The organism is Campylobacteraceae bacterium, from assembly GCA_013215945.1.
GTDB lineage: Bacteria > Campylobacterota > Campylobacteria > Campylobacterales > Arcobacteraceae > NORP36.
Genome location: JABSOM010000003.1, coordinates 43,195 through 60,939, shown reverse-complemented (window position 1 = coordinate 60,939; position 17,745 = coordinate 43,195). Strand labels below are relative to the sequence as shown.

Here is a 17,745-nt window from a genome sequence, read left to right as displayed (position 1 = left end):
CTTTATTGTTTTTTAAAGTGTTTAATAAAATTTAATAACAACCTTAGGCCTGAACCACTTGCTCCAGGTGAGTGATAAGCCCAAGGCACTTCACTGTAAGCAGGTCCAGCCATATCCAGATGCAACCATTTCTTTTTATTTCTTTTTTTAATAAATTTATCTAAAAATAAAGCAGCTGTTATAGCTCCACCGGCTGGACTAGAACCTGTATTTGATACATCCGCAATACCGCTGTTTATTAGTTTTTCTAAGAAGGTATTAAAAGGAAGAGTTCCTATTAATTCTCCACTTTTATTAGAAGCTTTTTGCATTTTGTTTTTTAATGATGAACTATGAGCCATTACCCCTGTTGTATATACGCCAAGTGCAATTTTACAAGCCCCAGTTAGTGTTGCAATATTAATCAAACAATCAATATCTTTTATTTCATCTTGTGCATAACATAAACAATCTGCTAGTACCAATCGTCCTTCCGCATCTGTATTTCTTACTTCAATACTTACCTTGTTTTTAGCATACAAAACATCCCCTGGTTTAAAAGCATCGCCTCCAATCATATTCTCAACTGCACCAATAATTCCATGTACCTCATAAGGATAGTTAAGCTCTCTTAAGGCACCAAGGATTCCTAAAACAGTAATTCCACCTGTTTTATCTCTTTTCATAGTAAGCATTCCAAGAGTGGGTTTTAAAGACAAACCTCCACAATCATAAGTAAGACCTTTTCCAACTAATACAATTTTTCCTAAAGATTTATCTTTTGGAACATAATGTAAATGAATCAATTGGCTTTCATGTCTGGAAGCTCGTCCTACTGCTAACATTACATTCATATTCATTTTTTCTAAATCTTTTTCACCATAAATCTTACACTCTAAATTATACTCTTTTGCTATTTTACGTGCGTCTTCACTCATAGTTATAGGTGCATAATCTTCTGCTGTTGTATTATTTAACTCTCTTACAAAATTCACATTCTTGCAAATAATAAGTGTTTCTCTAAGTTCTTTTTCTAAACTAATTAACTCTTTTTTTGAATTTTTAATATCAATATAAATAGCCAATTTTGTTTTTTTGTTTTCACTTTTATATTTTGTAAAAGAATAATTTCCTAAAACAAGACCTTCAATTAAAGAAGATAATTTAAGTTCTTTTTGGGGCGTACATAAAGAGAATACAAGCTTTTTAAAACCTTCACTTGTAAGTTTTCGTAAAACCTTACAAAGCGTTATTTTTACGCTTTCTTGTTTTAAAGAATCGCATAGAATATAGTATTTATTTTTTTCTACTAATAAAATACTTTTATTTTCTTTTGAAAAATTAAGTTCTTTTAAAAAAGTTTGTTCTTCTTTACTTAAGTCGGATATTTTTCTTAATAATACTACTTCAAGCGCTTTTTTAATATTTTTTTCTTTTGAATTAAATAATGTTATTTTCATGTCTCTATTTCTTTAAATTGTTTATAAATTCTAATATCAATCTTACCCCTGCTCCCGTTGCACCATAAGAATTGTATCCCCAAGGACTTTCAGCATAAGAAGGTCCTGCTATATCTAAATGCAACCATTTATTCTTATTTTCTTGTTTTATAAACCTGTCTAAAAATAAGGCTGCTAAAATAGATGCACCCCCTGCACTTCCCGTTGAATTTGAAATATCTGCAATTTTTGAATTAATAATAGGTTTTAAATAAGAATTAAAAGGCAGTTCGGCTACTAATTCTCCAGAGTTAAAAGAAGCTTTTTTCATCTTATTTTTTAATTTATCACTGTGTCCCATTATTCCTGTGCTGTATGTTCCTAAAGCAGTAATACAAGCCCCTGTTAAGGTAGCAACATCAAAAATATAATCAATGTCTTTTATTTCATCTTGGGCATAACATAAACAATCGGCTAAAACTAAGCGTCCTTCAGCATCTGTATTTCTTACTTCAATACTTACTTTATTTTTAGCATATAACACATCCCCTGGTTTAAATGCATCGCCTCCTATCATATTCTCAACTGCTCCAATAATTCCATGTACCTCATAAGGATAATTGAGTTCTCGTAAAGAATTCATAACACCTAATACAGCACTTCCTCCACCTTTATCTAGTTTCATATTAATCATTCCAGAGGTAGGTTTTAAAGAAAGACCTCCTGAATCATACGTAAGTCCTTTTCCTACAAGAATAACTTTTCCCAAAGCTTTTGTTTTTGGTTTGTAGTGTAAATGAATTAATTTACTCTCATGCCTAGAAGCACGACCTACTGCTAACATAGTATGCATATTGTTTTTTTGTAAATAATCTTCTCCATAAATTTTACACGTTAAATCATTTTCTTTTGCTATTTTTTTAGCATCTTCACTCATAGTTTCGGGAGTATAATCTTCGGCTGTTGTATTTACAATATCTCTAACCATATTAACACTAGAAGTAATTATTCTTGTATTCTTAAATTCTAATTCCAAGCTTTTAAGCTCTTTTTTTGAAGCTTTAATATCAATAAAAATATTTGTTTTGAACTTAGTTTTTTTTGCTTTATATCTTTCATAAACATAATTCCCAAGAATTAAACCTTCGCAAATATCTTTAATAGCTAATTCTTTGTTTTCTTGTACTATAGCAATTTTAAGGCTTTTAAATTTGTATTGTTTTAACTCTCTAATTGTATTAGAAAGCAAGACTTTAAGTTCTTCACCTTTAAATGCCGTACAATGTACATAGAGTTTTTTTGAAGCTAAGTGCAAAAACGTTTTTTTAGATGTTTTTGTAAAATCAATGCTTTTTAAAACTTTTTTATCTTTTTTATCAACTTTTTTTAGGTTTTTAATTAAAACTATTTCTATATTTTCTTCTATATTTTCTTTGTTAGTGTTTATTAATTTAATATTCATTTTTGTCCTTAATTATCATTTGGAAATATTATATCACTATAAAGTAATTTAAACCTACATGCTAAATAAAATAAAGAAATTACTATTTCCTTCTTTCATTATCTAATATATTTTTAGCTAAAATATACAAAATAAAAAGGTTAAGAATGATATTAACAATAAATGGAAAAGAACAAGAAATAAAAGAAGGTTTAAACTTAGAAGAAATCATGATTCACTTAAAAATGCAAGATAAAGTAATGGCAGCAGCAATTAATATGGAAATTGTAAAAAAAGAGCAGTGGAATAGTTTAAAACCTGAACACAATGATAAATTAGAGTTACTACAATTTGTAGGCGGGGGATAATGAGTAGAGAAAAAGGAAATTTAGCAGAACAAAAAGCCTGCACTTATCTTATTTCTCAAAACTATGAAATCCTTGAAAAAAACTTTTATGCAAAAAAACTGGGTGAAATCGACATCATTGCAAAAAAAGACTCTGTTTATCACTTTTGTGAAGTTAAATCAGGAAAGTCTTATGAACAAGCAGTTAATAATCTAAGTTTAAATAAAATTCACAAAATAAAACAAAGCACCTTATATTATTTACAAAAAAACAAATTAAATGTATCCTTTTGTATTGATGCACTTATAGTAGTAGAAAATGAAATCACTTTTTTAGAGAATATTACTCTATAAAGAAAGGCCTAATGCCCTTCTTAAAAACTGTCCCAGTCATCATCACTGTCATTGGATGCAATCACTTCAACTGCGTTCTTATTTTTTGAAATAGGTCTTGCTTTTGAAGTATCTTTACTAAGCTCAGGAACTAAAGCACTTTTATTTTTACGTGTAATTTTTGCTTTAACACTGTCTTTACCTTCAAACTCTTTTCCATTCGCATCATCTACAATGCTTTTTGCGACACTATTGGTTTCTTCCGCAATTAGTTTTGTTTCAGATGCAGTAGATGCATTTTGTTGTGTTTGTTTGTCTAATAAAGCAACGGCATCATTAATTTGATTAATAGCAGATTTTTGTTCTACTGAACTTACTAATACTTCTTCGATTAATGTCGTTGTATTATCAATATTTTCATTAATAGAAGTGTATCCATCAATCATTAAAGACGATATTTTTTTACCATTGTTTGCTTTTATGGTTGCATTTTCAACCAAAGCTTTAATTTCATTTGCAGCTTCGGCTGATCTCGACGCTAAATTTCTTACTTCTTGCGCAACAACTGCAAATCCTTTTCCAGCTTCACCAGCTGTTGCTGCTTCAACAGCTGCATTAAGAGATAAAATATTAGTTTGAAATGCAATTTGATCAATTACACTTATGGCTTCTGAAATGGCAGTTACCTGCTCATTGATTTCATCCATAGACTGCGTTGTTTCGTTGGCTAATTTTTGACCTTCAGAAACTGCTTTGCTTAAATCTTTTCCATTAGCACTCATTTTTCCTACATTAATAGAACTATTAACAACTGTGCTTGTTACTTCTTCCAAAGCTGCTGCTGTTTCTTCCAAAGATGCGGCAGCTTCATTTGATGCGGTATTTAATACATTTACATTGTCTAATAAATTATTGGCATTGACTTCTAAACTCAAACCTGTTTCTTTATTTTGAACCAACATAGTAGTAATAGATTTTCCTAAATTATTAATACCATCAATTAATTTTCCAAGATCTGCAGTGATTCCAACCTTATCTACTTTTTTTAAATAATTGTAATTGGAATAAGAATCCAAAACACCTAAAATATTTGAGATATTGTTTTCTAGTTTTACCAACATAGAGTTTATTAAATCTTTTAATTCATTAAGCCCATCGTTACTAGAAGTGCTATTAATACGATTCGATAAATCTCCCGTATTTACAGCATTAATAACATCAGAGGCATCTTTGATTAAAGATTTTTCATCTTCAATGCCTTGTTTGATTTTAATAATATTTTCATTCACTAAAACAGACATCTCTCCTATTTCATCTTGTGATCTAACTTGTAATTCTTTGGCATCAGTACTTTCTTTATTTAGATATTTGAAAAACTCTAAGATACCTTCTTGAAATTGTTTTAAGGGTTTACTTAAAACAGAATTTAATACAAATAAAATTATTAATACAAAAACAATAATAATGACCAAAGAAATGAGCATAATTAAATTTCTAACTTCTTTTGCTGGTTCTAAAGCTTCTTCTTCATCAATTTCTGCAATGATGGCCCATTTCGCCTGTCCATAAACATCAATAATATTATAAGCACTTAAAACAGAGATTCCTCTATAATCTTTAATCACTTGTTTTTCTACATTGTCATCGGTTTTTTGAAGTGCTGCTATGGTTGCCTCTGTTTTTATTTCCCAAACACCAATAGTAGAACCAAGTTCTTGCACAACATCATCTTTTATATCTTTTACAAAACGTGAATTACTTCTCATTTTATAATCACTTCCAATTAAATATACTTCACCACTTAATCCTAAACCAGAAGCTTTATATTTTCCATTAAAACCCATGATTGCATTAATGTTATCCACAGGCATTTGAAAAACTAAAATCCCTTTTGTTTGTCCATCTATTATTATAGGACTTGCAATAAAAGAAGCGGCCGCATTATAAGAAGGCTCATAGGGTGCAAAATCTTCAAATGCAAGCTCTCCTTTTTTAAGACTTAAGGCTTTTTTATATACTTTTGCTAAACCCGTATTCTTATAAACACCATGTTTTAGATTGGTGGCATAATCTTTTTCTTTAAAATCTGTGTAAATAAGATTTCCTTTTAAATCCACCATAAAAATATCATATAAGCCAAATTCATTTAAATAAGCATCAAAAGAAGAGTGATATTTTTTATGCACTCTCATATAAGAAGAATCATATGTTGCATTAAATTCTAATTTATTCTTTTCACCTAATGCAGAACTATTATTGCTAATAAAAATATATTGTAAAAACAATGCATTGTTTGAGCTGGGTAAATAAGACTCAATATTCTTTTTTTGATCAGAATCAGGTACTTTATAATTAACTGAATCCAAATAATTCTTCTGAAAATCCAATTTCAGATGTCTTTTTACCTCTTGGGCATCCAGCTGTACTTCATTCTCTATGGCATAAAAGCCTTTTTCAAAACCGACATATGCTTCTTTTGTAAGCTGCGAATTTGCCATTGAAACCAATAAACCTTTTAAAGACTGTAAATAATTAACAATTTCATTTTTCTTTGCAGCTTCAACACTTGAAAGTTTATTAAATTCCGCTTCTTTAAGTGCTATTGTTGACTGACTTACTGAGATTACAATAATAGCGGTACCCAATAACAATAAAGATAATACAGATACTAAGGCCAGTTTGGCTCTTATTGTCATAGTTTTAAACATTGTATGTCCTTTTTAATAATATATTTTTATATTTTATATATAAGTAATTTTAATCTAAAAATTATAATAAAAGTATTAAGTTTTTGTTATTTTTTTATATTTATAACAAAGTCACTTATTAAGTTCAAATAGACAATTATTTAGTAATTTAAATTTAGTTAATAAGAATAAGTATCATTAAAAAAAGTATTTTTCTTAAAAAATAAAATATTTAAAAAATAACTACCTATCGCTTTTAATATGGTTTTAAAAACAAATAATAATATTTATAATTAATTTACTGCCTGAAAAAGTCATGCTTATGTTTCAATTAATAATTAAAAATAAACTTATAAATATTAAAAATTATAATTATTTATAAAATTATAAAATATCCTTATTAAATTACTTGGGATTAACAAGAAAAGTATATTTTTCTTTACTTTTTTATTATTTATGCTTTTATAGCTAAATAAATACTCTTTATGTTAATCAAAAAATACTTGTAAATTTAATAAAGAATTGACTATAATTCACTACTAACAAGAGGAGACTTTTTGTATTCAAAAGAGTTACATGCAATCAAAAAAGCCAATCGCTTTAGACAAAGAACCATTCATAATCAAGATTTAATTGATCTTGCATCCAATGATTATTTGGGATTAGCGCGCAATAAAGATTTACTTCATAATGCCTATATAAAACTTTCAAAACTTGATTCTCATTCACCTAAAGCTTCAATGCTTGTAAATGGCTACAGTCTTATACATCACGAATTTGAACAAAACCTGATAAAAGTCAACCATTTTGAAGAGGCAATAATAATAGGCTCTGGATTTTTGGCAAATCTATCGATGTTTGATGCACTTATACGAAAAAGCGATGTTTTATTTATTGATGAAGAATATCATGCAAGTGGCATGTTTGCAATACAGCACTTGAAAAAAGAACAAGTTCTTATTTTTAAACACAATGATGCTGATCATTTAGATACTTTACTTAAAGAAACAAAAGTAAAAGGCAGAAGAATAATTGCTATTGAAGGCGTATATTCTATGCACGGGGATTTAGCCAATAAAGATATTTTTTCTTTAGCAAATGAATACTCTTCTTTATTAATTGTTGATGAAGCCCATTCTTCTGGTGTATTGGGAGATAACTTATTTGGTATTTTTGATTATTATAATATTAAAGTTGAAAAAAATCACATTAAAATGGGAACACTGGGAAAATCATATGCTTCTTATGGCGCGTATATTTTGGCCTCATCACATATTATTTCATTCTTACAAAACAGAGCCAAAGCTATGATTTACACAACTGCACCTTCTTTATTTGATACTGCTTTAGGAAATGAAGCATTAAACTATATCATTAAAAACAAAGAGACAATAAGAGAAAAAATTGAAAAGAATTTAAATATTATTGAAAAAACTTTGGGAATAAAGTCCAAAAGTTTGATAATTCCTATTATAATAAATGATAATAAAAAAGTTATTGAAATTCAAAACATGCTGAAAGACAAAGGTTTTTTAGTGGGTGCAATAAGGCAACCCACTGTAAAAAAAGCCATTATACGACTTATAGCAAAAATTGATATAAGTGAACATGACTTACAAGAAGTTTGTAATTTACTAAAAGGATATATAAATGAATAAAATACTATTACTGCTTGGCTTTTGTTTGGCTCCTATTTTTGCAGATGCAATCAATGCAAAAAAATGTGAAACGCTTAAATTATCTAACTTTACTACCTTAGTTTCTTGTGATAAAATTGATTATATTATTGAATATTATGAACCAAGAAGAGACGATGAAGACAGCATAAAAAAAATTACGCTGATAACTGTTAATGATAAAAAAACAATCAAAATAGTGAGTAAATAATGCCAATTAGAGATTTAATAAAAGGAAACAAAATATTCAGAAAAGACCGTTTTCCTAATTTTAAAAAAGATATGGATGAAACAATCAAACACGGACAAAAACCTGAAGTTTTATTTATTTCTTGTTGTGATTCTCGTGTTACTCCTGATTTAATGTTAAATACCAGACCAGGAGATATGTTTATATTAAGAAATGTAGGAAACTTTGTACCACAATATAAACACGATGAAGACTACCATGGTTCTGCTGCTGCTATTGAATATGCTGTTTCTGTTTTAGGCGTAAAAAACATTATTGTTTGTGGACATTCACATTGTGGGGCCTGTGAAAGTTTGTACAAAGACATACCAAATACAAAAGAATTAGCGCACGTTAAAACCTGGTTAAAACTGGGAGAAGAAGCAAAAGCGATAACACTTAAAAATGCGAACTTTAATACAAAAGAAGAAATGTACAGAGAAACAGAAAAAAATTCAATCAAATATCAATTAAAAAATCTTTTGACCTACCCAGCAGTACAGGAAAAAGTAAAAAATAAAGAACTTATTATTCATGGTTGGTATTATACACTTGAAGATGGAACAATATCTTATTATGATGAAAAAGCAAATAATTTTTTTCCTTTGGAAGATTTATTAGTATGATAAAAACAAGAAAAATCCCAAAAACTACTGTCATTTTAATATCAGTAATTATTACAATATCTTTGGCATTAATGTATGTCGTTTCTATTAGCAAAGAATTGAAAATAAAAGAATATTTGGCACTTTTAAGTTATGAAAATGTAGCAAATATAACTGTATATAACAAAAGTGAAGTAAAAAATGAGAATACTAAGCGAAAAGGACATTTATTTAAGATAAAATTCACCAACTTAAATAATAACACACAATGTAGGGGCTTGATTTTTGTATACAAAAAAAATCAATTACCTACTAAAGATATAGACTGTAAGTAGGAAAATATGAGTATATTAGAAAAATTAGATAAAAATGAACGATTGTCATATGAAGATGCAATACAACTTTATGATTTAGACCTTTTTACTTTAGGCAAATATGCCAATAAAATAAGAGTAGCAAAACACAAGAAAAAAACCTATTTTAATATCAATAGGCATATAAATCCAACCAATGTTTGTAAAGATGTATGCCATTTTTGTGCCTATTCTTCAAGTAGAAAAAATCCTTTGCAATATACTATGACTCATGATGAAATTCTCGATGTTGTAAAAAACTCTAGTAAAAATGGAATTAAAGAAGTACATATTGTATCTGCTCATAATCCAAAAACAGGTTTACAATGGTATATGGATGTTTTTAAAAAGATTAAAAAAGCCTATCCTTTAATTCATGTTAAAGCTTTAACCGCAGCAGAAGTTCATTTTTTGAGCACTGAATATAATCTAACTTATAAAGAATTAATTGCCATGATGAAAGATCATGGTATTGATTCAATGCCAGGTGGTGGAGCTGAAATTTTTGATGAAAAAGTAAGGAAAAGAATTTGTGGAGGAAAGGTTACTTCTGCACAATGGTTAGAAATACATAAGTTATGGCATGAAGCAGGCAAAAAAAGTAATGCAACCATGTTATTTGGCCATATAGAGACACGTGAACATAGAATTGATCATATGATGAGATTAAGAGACCTTCAAGACATTACAGGTGGTTTCAATGCTTTTATTCCCCTTGTTTATCAAACAGAAAATAATTTCTTAAAAGTTAAAAAAGCTCTAAGCGGGCAAGAAATATTAAAAACCTACTGTATCTCAAGAATTGTTTTAGATAACTTCTCAAATATAAAAGCATACTGGGCTACATCAACTGTAAAACTTGCTTTAATCGCGCAAGAGTTTGGAGCAAATGACTTAGATGGAACCATTGAGAAAGAATCCATTCAAAGTGCGGCAGGAGCTTCAAGTGCTTATGGGATTGAAGTGAAGAACTTTGTGGATTTAATTAAAAACTCTGGTTTTATTCCAGTGGAGAGAGATTCAATTTACAATGAATTAAAAGTCTGGTAAGTTTATTTGGCTTTTTTATTTTGATGAAACTGAAGTAAAAAATCCACTTCAATTTCATCCTCTTCATTCACATTCAACTTCAAAGGATAAGAGATATTTATAGAATACACTTCTTCATTCAAGTTGTCAATTAAATTAAATAATTCGATAGGTTGAGAAATCTTTAAACTTAGTGAATAGTTATAACTAACAATATTTGAGCTAAAGGTATTTAAATACTCTATTTTAGTATCTTCTGGAAAGATATTTTTAATTTGATTAGTAACTCTTTTTTCCAACAAAAATTCATCTTGTATATACTTAGGCAAAACAAGTAGAGCTCGGTTTTTTGAAAACTTTTTTCCCTTATTTTGAATAATAGCTTGTTTTACAATAGCATCTGTATTGCTGTATTCAATACTGCTTCTTTTATAGTATTTCAAAAATCTGTTTTGCATTAATTTAGAATACGTTGTATTGTCTAAAACATCAATTAATATAAAAGAATTCATTTCATCAAGACTTAGTTTTTTTAAGACCATATTATAAGGAATAATATCAAAGTGTCTTAAAAGAACTTTTTTTATTTCTGTATTTTTAATAATATGATTGGGCAAAATGAGTTCTTCATTTAAAGAATGTGCTTGTTTTATTAGTTCTTTATTCATATTCGCTTCTTTATATCTGTCATAAGAAATATAAGCCAAAGCCATTATTATAGTAAACAAAGCCACGCTTACAAAAGCTTTAAAAAAACTTTTCTTTTTTACTTTTACTTTGGAGTAGGATTTATTTGAAGAGCCGTGACTAAGTTCATACAGTGACTCAGTAATGGAAATACTGTGATAATTTATTTCCATTAAAAGTTCATCTTCAAAGTTTTTAATTTGTGAAATATCTAATTGTTTTTGATTATATAAAATCGTAATTTGATCTATAAAAGAAACATTTTTTTTAGAATAATATTCTTTTACTGCTTCTTTAATTAAATTGTTAAGTTCAAAATAATATATTTCATCATAAAGTTTTTGTCCTACTTGTTCATTTTCATAAAAAGAAGATGTTTTAATATCATCAAAAGAGGATATTTTTACAATTTTATAAAAAACAATATCGTTTTTATAATTTACAATTAAAATATAAGCATGATAATTAACGATTAAAACACTTAAAGAGTTGGGTTTAGGGTTTTGTTCATTGTGTAAATTTAAGATATGAAAAGGAGAAAAAGTATAATCAAAACCAATTTTTTTGTAATAATGTTCAAATTCAAATAAACTGTCTTTTTTCATTAATAAATTGTATTCTTCATTGAGTTTTACACAATAAGTATCATTTTTATTATAACTATTTTTAGCCCTAATAATACGTTCATTTATGTTAATAATGATTGAGCTTGTATAGGTTTCAAAAACTTCTTCTTTTAAAGTATCTACTTTGAAAATAATATCTTTACTTAAAAAATTATCTTGTAATAAAAAAGATGCTTGATTGGCTGAAATTATTTGTTTGTTTTTGATTTTTTTGTAATTAATTTTTAATTGTTTGTCTTGTTTAATAATATTGATAAATTGTGATTCTTTACTAAACATAACAAAACCTTAAGTCATAGAATTTATTAAAAGTTTTTCTCTTACAAGCTGTTTTGCTTCTTCCGTGCTCAAATCATCAAAACTGCATGCCTCTTGAATATAAAAATCTATTTTACCAAAAGGTTTTGGAATAACAAATTTATCCCAAGAATTAAACTGCCAAAATTTTGTAGTTTTCACATTACAGAAAAAAACTTTACACTTTGTTTTTTGTGCAATGGCAACTACTCCATCCGCAACACTATGGCGTGGACCTTTTGGACCATCTGGTGTAATGGCAACATCATTTCCTGCTTTAAGTTCTTTTATTGCACCAATAAGTGCTTTTACACCACCTCTAGTACTAGAACCTCTTAAAGAATGAATTCCCAAATACTCACTCATTCTACTTACTATTTCTCCATCTTTATGCTCAGAAATCATTGCAGAAACTTTATTTTTTTTTCTAAAATATTTATAATTAAAAGATTGCATAATAAGTTCTCCATGCCAAAAAACAATGACACAAGCTTCCTTGTCAAAATTGTTTTTTGGATGGTGAAAGGTTTTTTTAGAAGTTAAATAAACAAAACGAACAAATAATTGAAGGATAAAAGGTAAAATATTAATCTGCAAATATTTTTTGAATGTTTTCATTATTTAATAACTTCACCTTTTAATGCCGTTCGTGTAGATGAAATGATTTTTACATTTACAAATTTTCCTAAAAGTTCATCACTACCTTCTGCAAATACAAGTAAAGAATTATCACTAAGCCCAGCAACTTCACCATTTGATTTTAGATCTTCGAAAAATACTTCCATAGTTTTACCAACATTTTTAGCTAATAATTCGCTTTGATGTTCTTTATGTAAATCTATAAGTTCAGTTAGCCTAGCACCTGCTAGTTTATCTTCAATTTCTATATCTTTGAATGCAAGGGCAGCTGTATTTGGTCTTGGGGAATATTTGAAGTTAAAAATTTGATCAAATTTAACTTGCTTTACTACATCCATTGTATCTAAGAAATCTTCATGTGTTTCGCCTGGAAAAGCAACAATAATATCTGTTGTAATTCGCAGTTCAGGCACAGCATCTTTTAATTTTTTAGCCCGATTTAAAAACCATTCTTTGGTATAACCACGTTTCATAGCTTTTAAAATACTCGTTGATCCACTTTGAAGTGGCATGTGAATACATTTAGAAATTTTAGGGTTTTTTACAAACTCATCTAAAAATTCATCTCCCATATGTAAAGGATGAGGAGAAGTAAATCGTATTCTTCTTAATTTATCAATTTTAGAAATTTCTTGTAAAAGTTTGGTAAAAGTACTCTTAGGACGTCCGTCTGAAAAACGTCTTCCATAAGAATTTACATTTTGTCCCAATAACATTACTTCAACAGCACCATTATCAACATCACGCTGTATTTGAGTTACAAGCATTTCAATAGGAATAGAAATCTCTTCACCTCTGGTTGCTGGAACAATACAATAGGTACATTTTTTATCACAACCAATAGAGATATTCACAGCCGTTCGGTATTTAGATGTTTTTAAGGATGCAAAGTCATAGGTTGATTCATCATGATTAATGTCAATTTCAACTGCACCTTTAATATCAACCACATCTTTTATTTTTGATATATTTCGTGCACCTACAACAAAATCAACATAAGGAGCACGTTTCATAATATCTTTTCCAAGATGTGAAGCCGTACATCCACATACACCAATTTTTGCGCCTGGTTTTTTCTTAACATTAAACTGTCCAATTTCAGAAAACAGTTTTTGCACTGGTTTTTCTCTTACAGAACAAGTATTAATGATAATTAAATCTGCTTCTTCCATAATATCTGTTGTCACATAATTTTTATGCTTTTCTAATTCTGCAATTATATGCTGTGAATCAGTGTCATTCATCTGACAACCCAATGTTTGTATAAATAATTTTTTGTTTTGCGTTTTACTCACTGTATGCCCTATTTATATTGTATGAACCTCATAAAGGTACTCTTCGTCTGCTAATCCATACTTTACTTCTCTAAAATATACATTTAATTCTTCTTTTTCTAAAGCATCGACTAATGCCATCATGTCTTTGTGCGAATTGTCTCTATCAAAATATAACATTTGATGAGTATTTTCTTTTAAAAGTTCTTGAATTTTCTCAAACTTTATTTTTTTCGGTTTTTCTTTTAATTCAACTCTTGCAACTAATAGTTCCATCTAAATAACCTTTTGTTTTTTTGTAATAATCTTGGATTATATCCAAAATATGCTTTTTTTTATATAAAAGATATAAGGTGTTCTCTTAAGCTTATAATGTGAATATTAATTCTTTACTATATTAGAGAGAAAATTATAGATAAAATATGTAATTTTAAATCTTTTTGTAGTCTATTAATTTTTATAAAAGTTCTTTTTGATATAATATCTATCTACATTAAACTCAAGAATCAAAAAATAAACAGTTCAATGTTAATTACAAAGGGAAACAATGGATAAAATTATAGATATTTTAGACTCTATTGCATATGAAAAAGGTCTTAAAATTGAAGACGTTGAAAATGCATTAAAAGAGGCATTAATAAAAACAGCTGAAAAAATGGTTGATCATACATTAAAGTTTGACGCCGAAATTGATAAAGAAAATAAAAAACTGAACTTATTTCAAAAAGTAGAAGTTATTGATGAAGATGACAAAAGACTACTTGCAAATGCAGTTGATGAATGGGATAAACCTTTAAATATTGATAACTACATGATAATTGATGAAGCAAAAGAAATTGACGCGGATTTAGAAATCGGTGATTTCATTAATTATGATTTAGAATTTGAAAACATGGGGCGAAATGCTGCAAGTATTTTATACAATAACTTTGAATACAGACTGCAACGTTTTATTGAAGTTAATTTATTAGCTAAGTACCAAGATAAAGTCGGAAAAATCATTAATGGTACAGTAACCAGAATTGATCGTGAAGAAAATACTTATGTTGAAATTGGTGAAGTTAGAGGAATGCTTTCTCGTAAAAACAGAATTAAAGGAGAATCTTTTAAAATTGGAGATACTTTAAAGTCTGTTGTAAAAATAGTAACTATTACTAAAGAAAATGGTTTGGTAGTTGAGCTTTCACGTACTTCTCCTAAATTTTTAGAAGGCCTATTAGCGCTGGAAGTTCCAGAATTAAAAGACAAAAGAATTGCTATTGAAGCAAGTGCTAGAATTCCAGGAGCAAGAGCTAAAATTGCTTTATCTACTTATGATGCTCAAATTGATCCAATTGGTTCAGTTGTTGGTGTTAAAGGGGTAAGAATTATGGCAGTATCTGCTCAATTAAATGGAGAGAACATAGATTGTGTTGAATTTTCTGATACACCTGAAATGTTTATTTCAAGAGCTTTATCTCCTGCAATTATTTCTTCTGTTAAAATTGAACCTTCAAAAAGTATAGATGAAAGACCAAAAGCAATCGTTACTATTCCAAGTGATCAAAAATCAAAAGCAATTGGACGTGCTGGTTTAAATATTAGATTGGCTTCTATGCTTACACGACATACAATTGAATTAGTAGAAACAGATGCTATTGGAATTCAAGACTCTGGTAATTCTTCTAAAAATGAAGTAAAAACAAAAGATACTACTTCTTTAGAAGCGCTGTTTAAATAATGGAAAAAATACATTTTTTTGATTCTTTAAAAAAACAAAAGGTTCTTTTTGAACCTATTTGTGACAATGAAGTAAAAATCTATGTATGTGGGCCTACTGTTTATGATGATTCACACTTAGGCCATGCAAAATCTGCTGTTACTTTTGATTTATTGCACAGAGTATTAAAAAGTAATGGTTATTCTGTAAATATGACCAAAAACTTTACTGATATTGATGATAAAATCATAAAAAAAATGCACACTACTAATCAAAGTTTAGAGACAATCACCCACTTTTATATTAATGAATACAAGAATGATATGAAAACATTAAACAATCTTGAAAATACCCATGAGCCAAAAGCTACTGATAATATTGAAGCAATGATTGAAATGATTAACAATTTAATGCAAAAAGACATTGCTTATAAAATAAGTGATGGTATTTATTTTGACACTTCAAAAGATAAAGAATATGGTTCTTTATCAAAAAGAGCCAGTGATGAAAATTCACTTGCACGTGTTAAGATTAATGAAGAGAAAAGAAATCAAAGTGATTTTGCTTTATGGAAATTTGCCAAAGAAGTGGATGTATCTTATGAAGCTCCTTTTGGTCTAGGGCGACCTGGATGGCATATTGAGTGTTCTGCAATGATAAAAAAACATCTTGCGTATAAAAATGAAGCTTACCAAATTGATATTCATGGAGGAGGTGCTGATTTACTTTTTCCTCACCATGAAAATGAAGCGGCGCAAACGAGATGTTCTAGTAATACAAGCCTTGCTAAATATTGGATGCACAATGGTTTTATTACAGTAAATGGTGAAAAGATGTCTAAATCTTTAGGCAATTCTTTTTTCTTAAAAGATATTCTAAAATCCTATTCAGGAGAAGTAATACGATTTTATTTATTTACCTCACATTACAGAGCAGATTTTAATTTCTCTGAAGAAGATTTACTAGCTTCTAAAAAACGTCTTGATAAAATCTATAGACTTAAAAAAAGAGTGTATGGGATGCAAAGTTCAAAAGTAAATAAAACGTTTAAAGATGATATGCTAAATGCTTTAAATGATGATTTAAATACCTCAAAAGCTTTGGCTGTTATTGACGAACTTTTAACTGTATCTAATGATAAATTAGATGCGAATCCTAAAGATAAAAATCTGAAAAAAGAACTGCAAGCAAATTTTGAGTTCATAAGTGAAATTCTAGGTTTTGCGCATAATGATCCCTATTCTTATTTTCAATTTGGAATTAATGAAGAAACATTGTTAAAAATAGAAACTTTAATAGAAAAAAGAAGCGAAGCCAAAAAAGAGAAAAACTTTGAACTCTCAGACCAAATCAGAGATGAATTAAAATTGATGGACATATCTATAATGGACACACCTTCTGGTGTTGTTTGGGAAAAACTTTAAATAAAAAGGGTTTATTTTTATAAATCCTTTTTTTATATCTATACTTAATACATTTTATTAGAAGGATCTTTTATTCTTACCCTTGTTATTAGCGATATCTTTGGAAATACTCCTGCACTTGTAAAATTATGTGACAATATTAAAAACCCTTATATAATTATTGACCCTTATGAAAAGGAATTTATGAATTTTTCTAGTGATGAAAATGCTTATGAATATTTTAGCCATAATATTGGATTAGAAGAATATATCAAAATTGTAAAAGATAGGATTAGCCAAATAAATGAAGAATTTGAAGTACTTAGTTTTAGTATGGGAGGATCCGCTATTTGGGTTTTAAGTGAAATACTTTTTAATAAAAATATTACAAGAGCTGTATGTTTTTATTCTTCTCAAATTAGACACTATCCCAATATTAAACCTTTGTTTAAAATGACCTTAGTTTTTCCAAAATACGAAGAGCATTTTTGCATTGAAGAGCTAAAGAATCAAATACAAGATACAAAAAATGTATCTATAGTCCAAAGTAAGTATTTACATGGATTTATGAATAAGTATTCAAAAAATTATGATGAAGAAGGCTACCAAGAATACCTGAAAAAGTATTTTTTGTAATTTATTCTAAAGAGGAAGATAATAAGTCCTTGTTTCTTATTTTGATAAAAAGTAGAAAAAAAACACCCCTGAGAATGAATCTACACTTTTATATTTAAGAGCTCATACAAAGTGACCTTTGCGCTTTTTTTTCTTCTTTTATTGAAAAGAAGAAACAAGAAAGCAACTGACGAAATGATAAAGCCCTTCGGGTTCCTAAATATTTTTATTTGTTAGCTATGATATAAAACTCTCTACAATGTGCTAAAGAGCACATTTCTGACGCTCACACAGTTTTCACCTTTTTCCGTTAAAAAATAAAAAGATTTAGCTTTCACAAAGTCAGGGGAAGAGCCTTATGAAAGATTGTTTACTTACACAATGTTCT

Annotated in this window: 17 protein-coding genes; 10 read left to right on the top strand and 7 right to left on the bottom strand. The window is 28.3% G+C overall.

Translation table 11 applies throughout. The features are described 5' to 3' along the window. Nucleotides 1-2 precede the first annotated feature (2 nt). Both HRT41_03855 and HRT41_03850 read right to left on the bottom strand, forming a co-directional pair. Nucleotides 3-1,439, bottom strand: a complete 1,437-nt coding sequence (locus tag HRT41_03855; protein ID NQY23140.1) for a leucyl aminopeptidase — start codon at nucleotides 1,437-1,439, stop codon at nucleotides 3-5. A 4-nt stretch (nucleotides 1,440-1,443) separates the two neighbouring features. Next, entirely contained in the window at nucleotides 1,444-2,880 is a 1,437-nt protein-coding gene (locus HRT41_03850; GenBank protein NQY23139.1) for a leucyl aminopeptidase, read from the bottom strand. A 146-nt stretch (nucleotides 2,881-3,026) separates the two neighbouring features. On the opposite strand from HRT41_03850, the gene thiS reads away from it, so the two are divergent. Then, nucleotides 3,027-3,227: a sulfur carrier protein ThiS gene (gene thiS / locus HRT41_03845; protein NQY23138.1), complete on the top strand. Its 201-nt coding sequence runs from the start codon at nucleotides 3,027-3,029 to the stop codon at nucleotides 3,225-3,227. After that, nucleotides 3,227-3,559 carry a YraN family protein gene (locus tag HRT41_03840; GenBank protein ID NQY23137.1) on the top strand — a complete coding sequence of 111 codons (333 nt, stop codon included), beginning with the start codon at nucleotides 3,227-3,229 and terminating at the stop codon, nucleotides 3,557-3,559. The genes thiS and HRT41_03840 overlap by 1 nt, the downstream gene beginning before the upstream one ends. Nucleotides 3,560-3,579: 20 nt before the next feature. Here the strand turns inward: HRT41_03840 and HRT41_03835 are convergent, their stop codons facing one another. Then, a complete protein-coding gene (locus tag HRT41_03835; protein ID NQY23136.1) occupies nucleotides 3,580-6,246 on the bottom strand; it encodes a methyl-accepting chemotaxis protein in 2,667 nt (888 codons plus the stop codon). 536 nt (nucleotides 6,247-6,782) lie between these two features. Between HRT41_03835 and HRT41_03830 the strand changes: the two genes are divergently transcribed. From HRT41_03830 to mqnE, 5 genes are read left to right on the top strand one after another with little or no spacing between them, the layout of a single operon-like run. Further along, nucleotides 6,783-7,883 carry a pyridoxal phosphate-dependent aminotransferase family protein gene (locus HRT41_03830; protein NQY23135.1) on the top strand — a complete coding sequence of 367 codons (1,101 nt, stop codon included), beginning with the start codon at nucleotides 6,783-6,785 and terminating at the stop codon, nucleotides 7,881-7,883. Further along, nucleotides 7,876-8,112 carry a hypothetical protein gene (locus HRT41_03825; GenBank protein NQY23134.1) on the top strand — a complete coding sequence of 79 codons (237 nt, stop codon included), beginning with the start codon at nucleotides 7,876-7,878 and terminating at the stop codon, nucleotides 8,110-8,112. The genes HRT41_03830 and HRT41_03825 overlap by 8 nt, the downstream gene beginning before the upstream one ends. After that, a complete protein-coding gene (locus HRT41_03820) occupies nucleotides 8,112-8,756 on the top strand; it encodes a carbonic anhydrase (GenBank protein NQY23133.1) in 645 nt (214 codons plus the stop codon). The genes HRT41_03825 and HRT41_03820 overlap by 1 nt, the downstream gene beginning before the upstream one ends. After that, nucleotides 8,753-9,070, top strand: a complete 318-nt coding sequence (locus HRT41_03815) for a hypothetical protein (protein ID NQY23132.1) — start codon at nucleotides 8,753-8,755, stop codon at nucleotides 9,068-9,070. The genes HRT41_03820 and HRT41_03815 overlap by 4 nt, the downstream gene beginning before the upstream one ends. Before the next feature lie 6 nt (nucleotides 9,071-9,076). Next, nucleotides 9,077-10,138, top strand: a complete 1,062-nt coding sequence (gene mqnE / locus HRT41_03810) for an aminofutalosine synthase MqnE (protein ID NQY23131.1) — start codon at nucleotides 9,077-9,079, stop codon at nucleotides 10,136-10,138. A gap of 2 nt (nucleotides 10,139-10,140) precedes the next feature. On the opposite strand, the gene HRT41_03805 is transcribed toward mqnE, so the two are convergent. From HRT41_03805 to HRT41_03790, 4 genes are read right to left on the bottom strand one after another with little or no spacing between them, the layout of a single operon-like run. After that, nucleotides 10,141-11,709: a hypothetical protein gene (locus HRT41_03805; protein NQY23130.1), complete on the bottom strand. Its 1,569-nt coding sequence runs from the start codon at nucleotides 11,707-11,709 to the stop codon at nucleotides 10,141-10,143. Between the two features lie 9 nt (nucleotides 11,710-11,718). Then, a complete protein-coding gene (locus tag HRT41_03800; protein NQY23129.1) occupies nucleotides 11,719-12,345 on the bottom strand; it encodes a lysophospholipid acyltransferase family protein in 627 nt (208 codons plus the stop codon). Beyond that, nucleotides 12,345-13,661 (bottom strand): tRNA (N6-isopentenyl adenosine(37)-C2)-methylthiotransferase MiaB, encoded by a 1,317-nt coding sequence (gene miaB / locus HRT41_03795; protein ID NQY23128.1) that lies wholly within the window; start codon nucleotides 13,659-13,661, stop codon nucleotides 12,345-12,347. Before miaB ends, HRT41_03800 begins: the two co-directional genes overlap by 1 nt. Before the next feature lie 12 nt (nucleotides 13,662-13,673). Further along, on the bottom strand, nucleotides 13,674-13,916 hold the full coding sequence (locus HRT41_03790) for a hypothetical protein (protein NQY23127.1): 243 nt from the start codon (nucleotides 13,914-13,916) through the stop codon (nucleotides 13,674-13,676). A 271-nt stretch (nucleotides 13,917-14,187) separates the two neighbouring features. On the opposite strand from HRT41_03790, the gene nusA reads away from it, so the two are divergent. The 3 genes from nusA to HRT41_03775 all read left to right on the top strand — a co-directional run bounded on the left by nusA (nucleotide 14,188) and on the right by HRT41_03775 (nucleotide 17,378). After that, a complete protein-coding gene (nusA, locus tag HRT41_03785; GenBank protein NQY23126.1) occupies nucleotides 14,188-15,360 on the top strand; it encodes a transcription termination/antitermination protein NusA in 1,173 nt (390 codons plus the stop codon). Beyond that, entirely contained in the window at nucleotides 15,360-16,763 is a 1,404-nt protein-coding gene (locus HRT41_03780; protein ID NQY23125.1) for a cysteine--tRNA ligase, read from the top strand. Before nusA ends, HRT41_03780 begins: the two co-directional genes overlap by 1 nt. A gap of 183 nt (nucleotides 16,764-16,946) precedes the next feature. Beyond that, nucleotides 16,947-17,378: a hypothetical protein gene (locus tag HRT41_03775; protein NQY23124.1), complete on the top strand. Its 432-nt coding sequence runs from the start codon at nucleotides 16,947-16,949 to the stop codon at nucleotides 17,376-17,378. Nucleotides 17,379-17,745: the final 367 nt, after the last annotated feature.

What these genes read in the sequence shown, in the direction of transcription:
- HRT41_03855 (NQY23140.1), bottom strand. Translation starts at nt 1,439, where the DNA reads ATGAAAATAACATTATTTAATTCAAAAGAAAAAAATATTAAAAAAGCG.
- HRT41_03850 (NQY23139.1), bottom strand. Translation starts at nt 2,880, where the DNA reads ATGAATATTAAATTAATAAACACTAACAAAGAAAATATAGAAGAAAAT.
- thiS (NQY23138.1), top strand. Translation starts at nt 3,027, where the DNA reads ATGATATTAACAATAAATGGAAAAGAACAAGAAATAAAAGAAGGTTTA.
- HRT41_03840 (NQY23137.1), top strand. Translation starts at nt 3,227, where the DNA reads ATGAGTAGAGAAAAAGGAAATTTAGCAGAACAAAAAGCCTGCACTTAT.
- HRT41_03835 (NQY23136.1), bottom strand. Translation starts at nt 6,246, where the DNA reads ATGTTTAAAACTATGACAATAAGAGCCAAACTGGCCTTAGTATCTGTA.
- HRT41_03825 (NQY23134.1), top strand. Translation starts at nt 7,876, where the DNA reads ATGAATAAAATACTATTACTGCTTGGCTTTTGTTTGGCTCCTATTTTT.
- HRT41_03820 (NQY23133.1), top strand. Translation starts at nt 8,112, where the DNA reads ATGCCAATTAGAGATTTAATAAAAGGAAACAAAATATTCAGAAAAGAC.
- HRT41_03815 (NQY23132.1), top strand. Translation starts at nt 8,753, where the DNA reads ATGATAAAAACAAGAAAAATCCCAAAAACTACTGTCATTTTAATATCA.
- mqnE (NQY23131.1), top strand. Translation starts at nt 9,077, where the DNA reads ATGAGTATATTAGAAAAATTAGATAAAAATGAACGATTGTCATATGAA.
- HRT41_03805 (NQY23130.1), bottom strand. Translation starts at nt 11,709, where the DNA reads ATGTTTAGTAAAGAATCACAATTTATCAATATTATTAAACAAGACAAA.
- HRT41_03800 (NQY23129.1), bottom strand. Translation starts at nt 12,345, where the DNA reads ATGAAAACATTCAAAAAATATTTGCAGATTAATATTTTACCTTTTATC.
- HRT41_03790 (NQY23127.1), bottom strand. Translation starts at nt 13,916, where the DNA reads ATGGAACTATTAGTTGCAAGAGTTGAATTAAAAGAAAAACCGAAAAAA.
- nusA (NQY23126.1), top strand. Translation starts at nt 14,188, where the DNA reads ATGGATAAAATTATAGATATTTTAGACTCTATTGCATATGAAAAAGGT.
- HRT41_03780 (NQY23125.1), top strand. Translation starts at nt 15,360, where the DNA reads ATGGAAAAAATACATTTTTTTGATTCTTTAAAAAAACAAAAGGTTCTT.
- HRT41_03775 (NQY23124.1), top strand. Translation starts at nt 16,947, where the DNA reads ATGAATTTTTCTAGTGATGAAAATGCTTATGAATATTTTAGCCATAAT.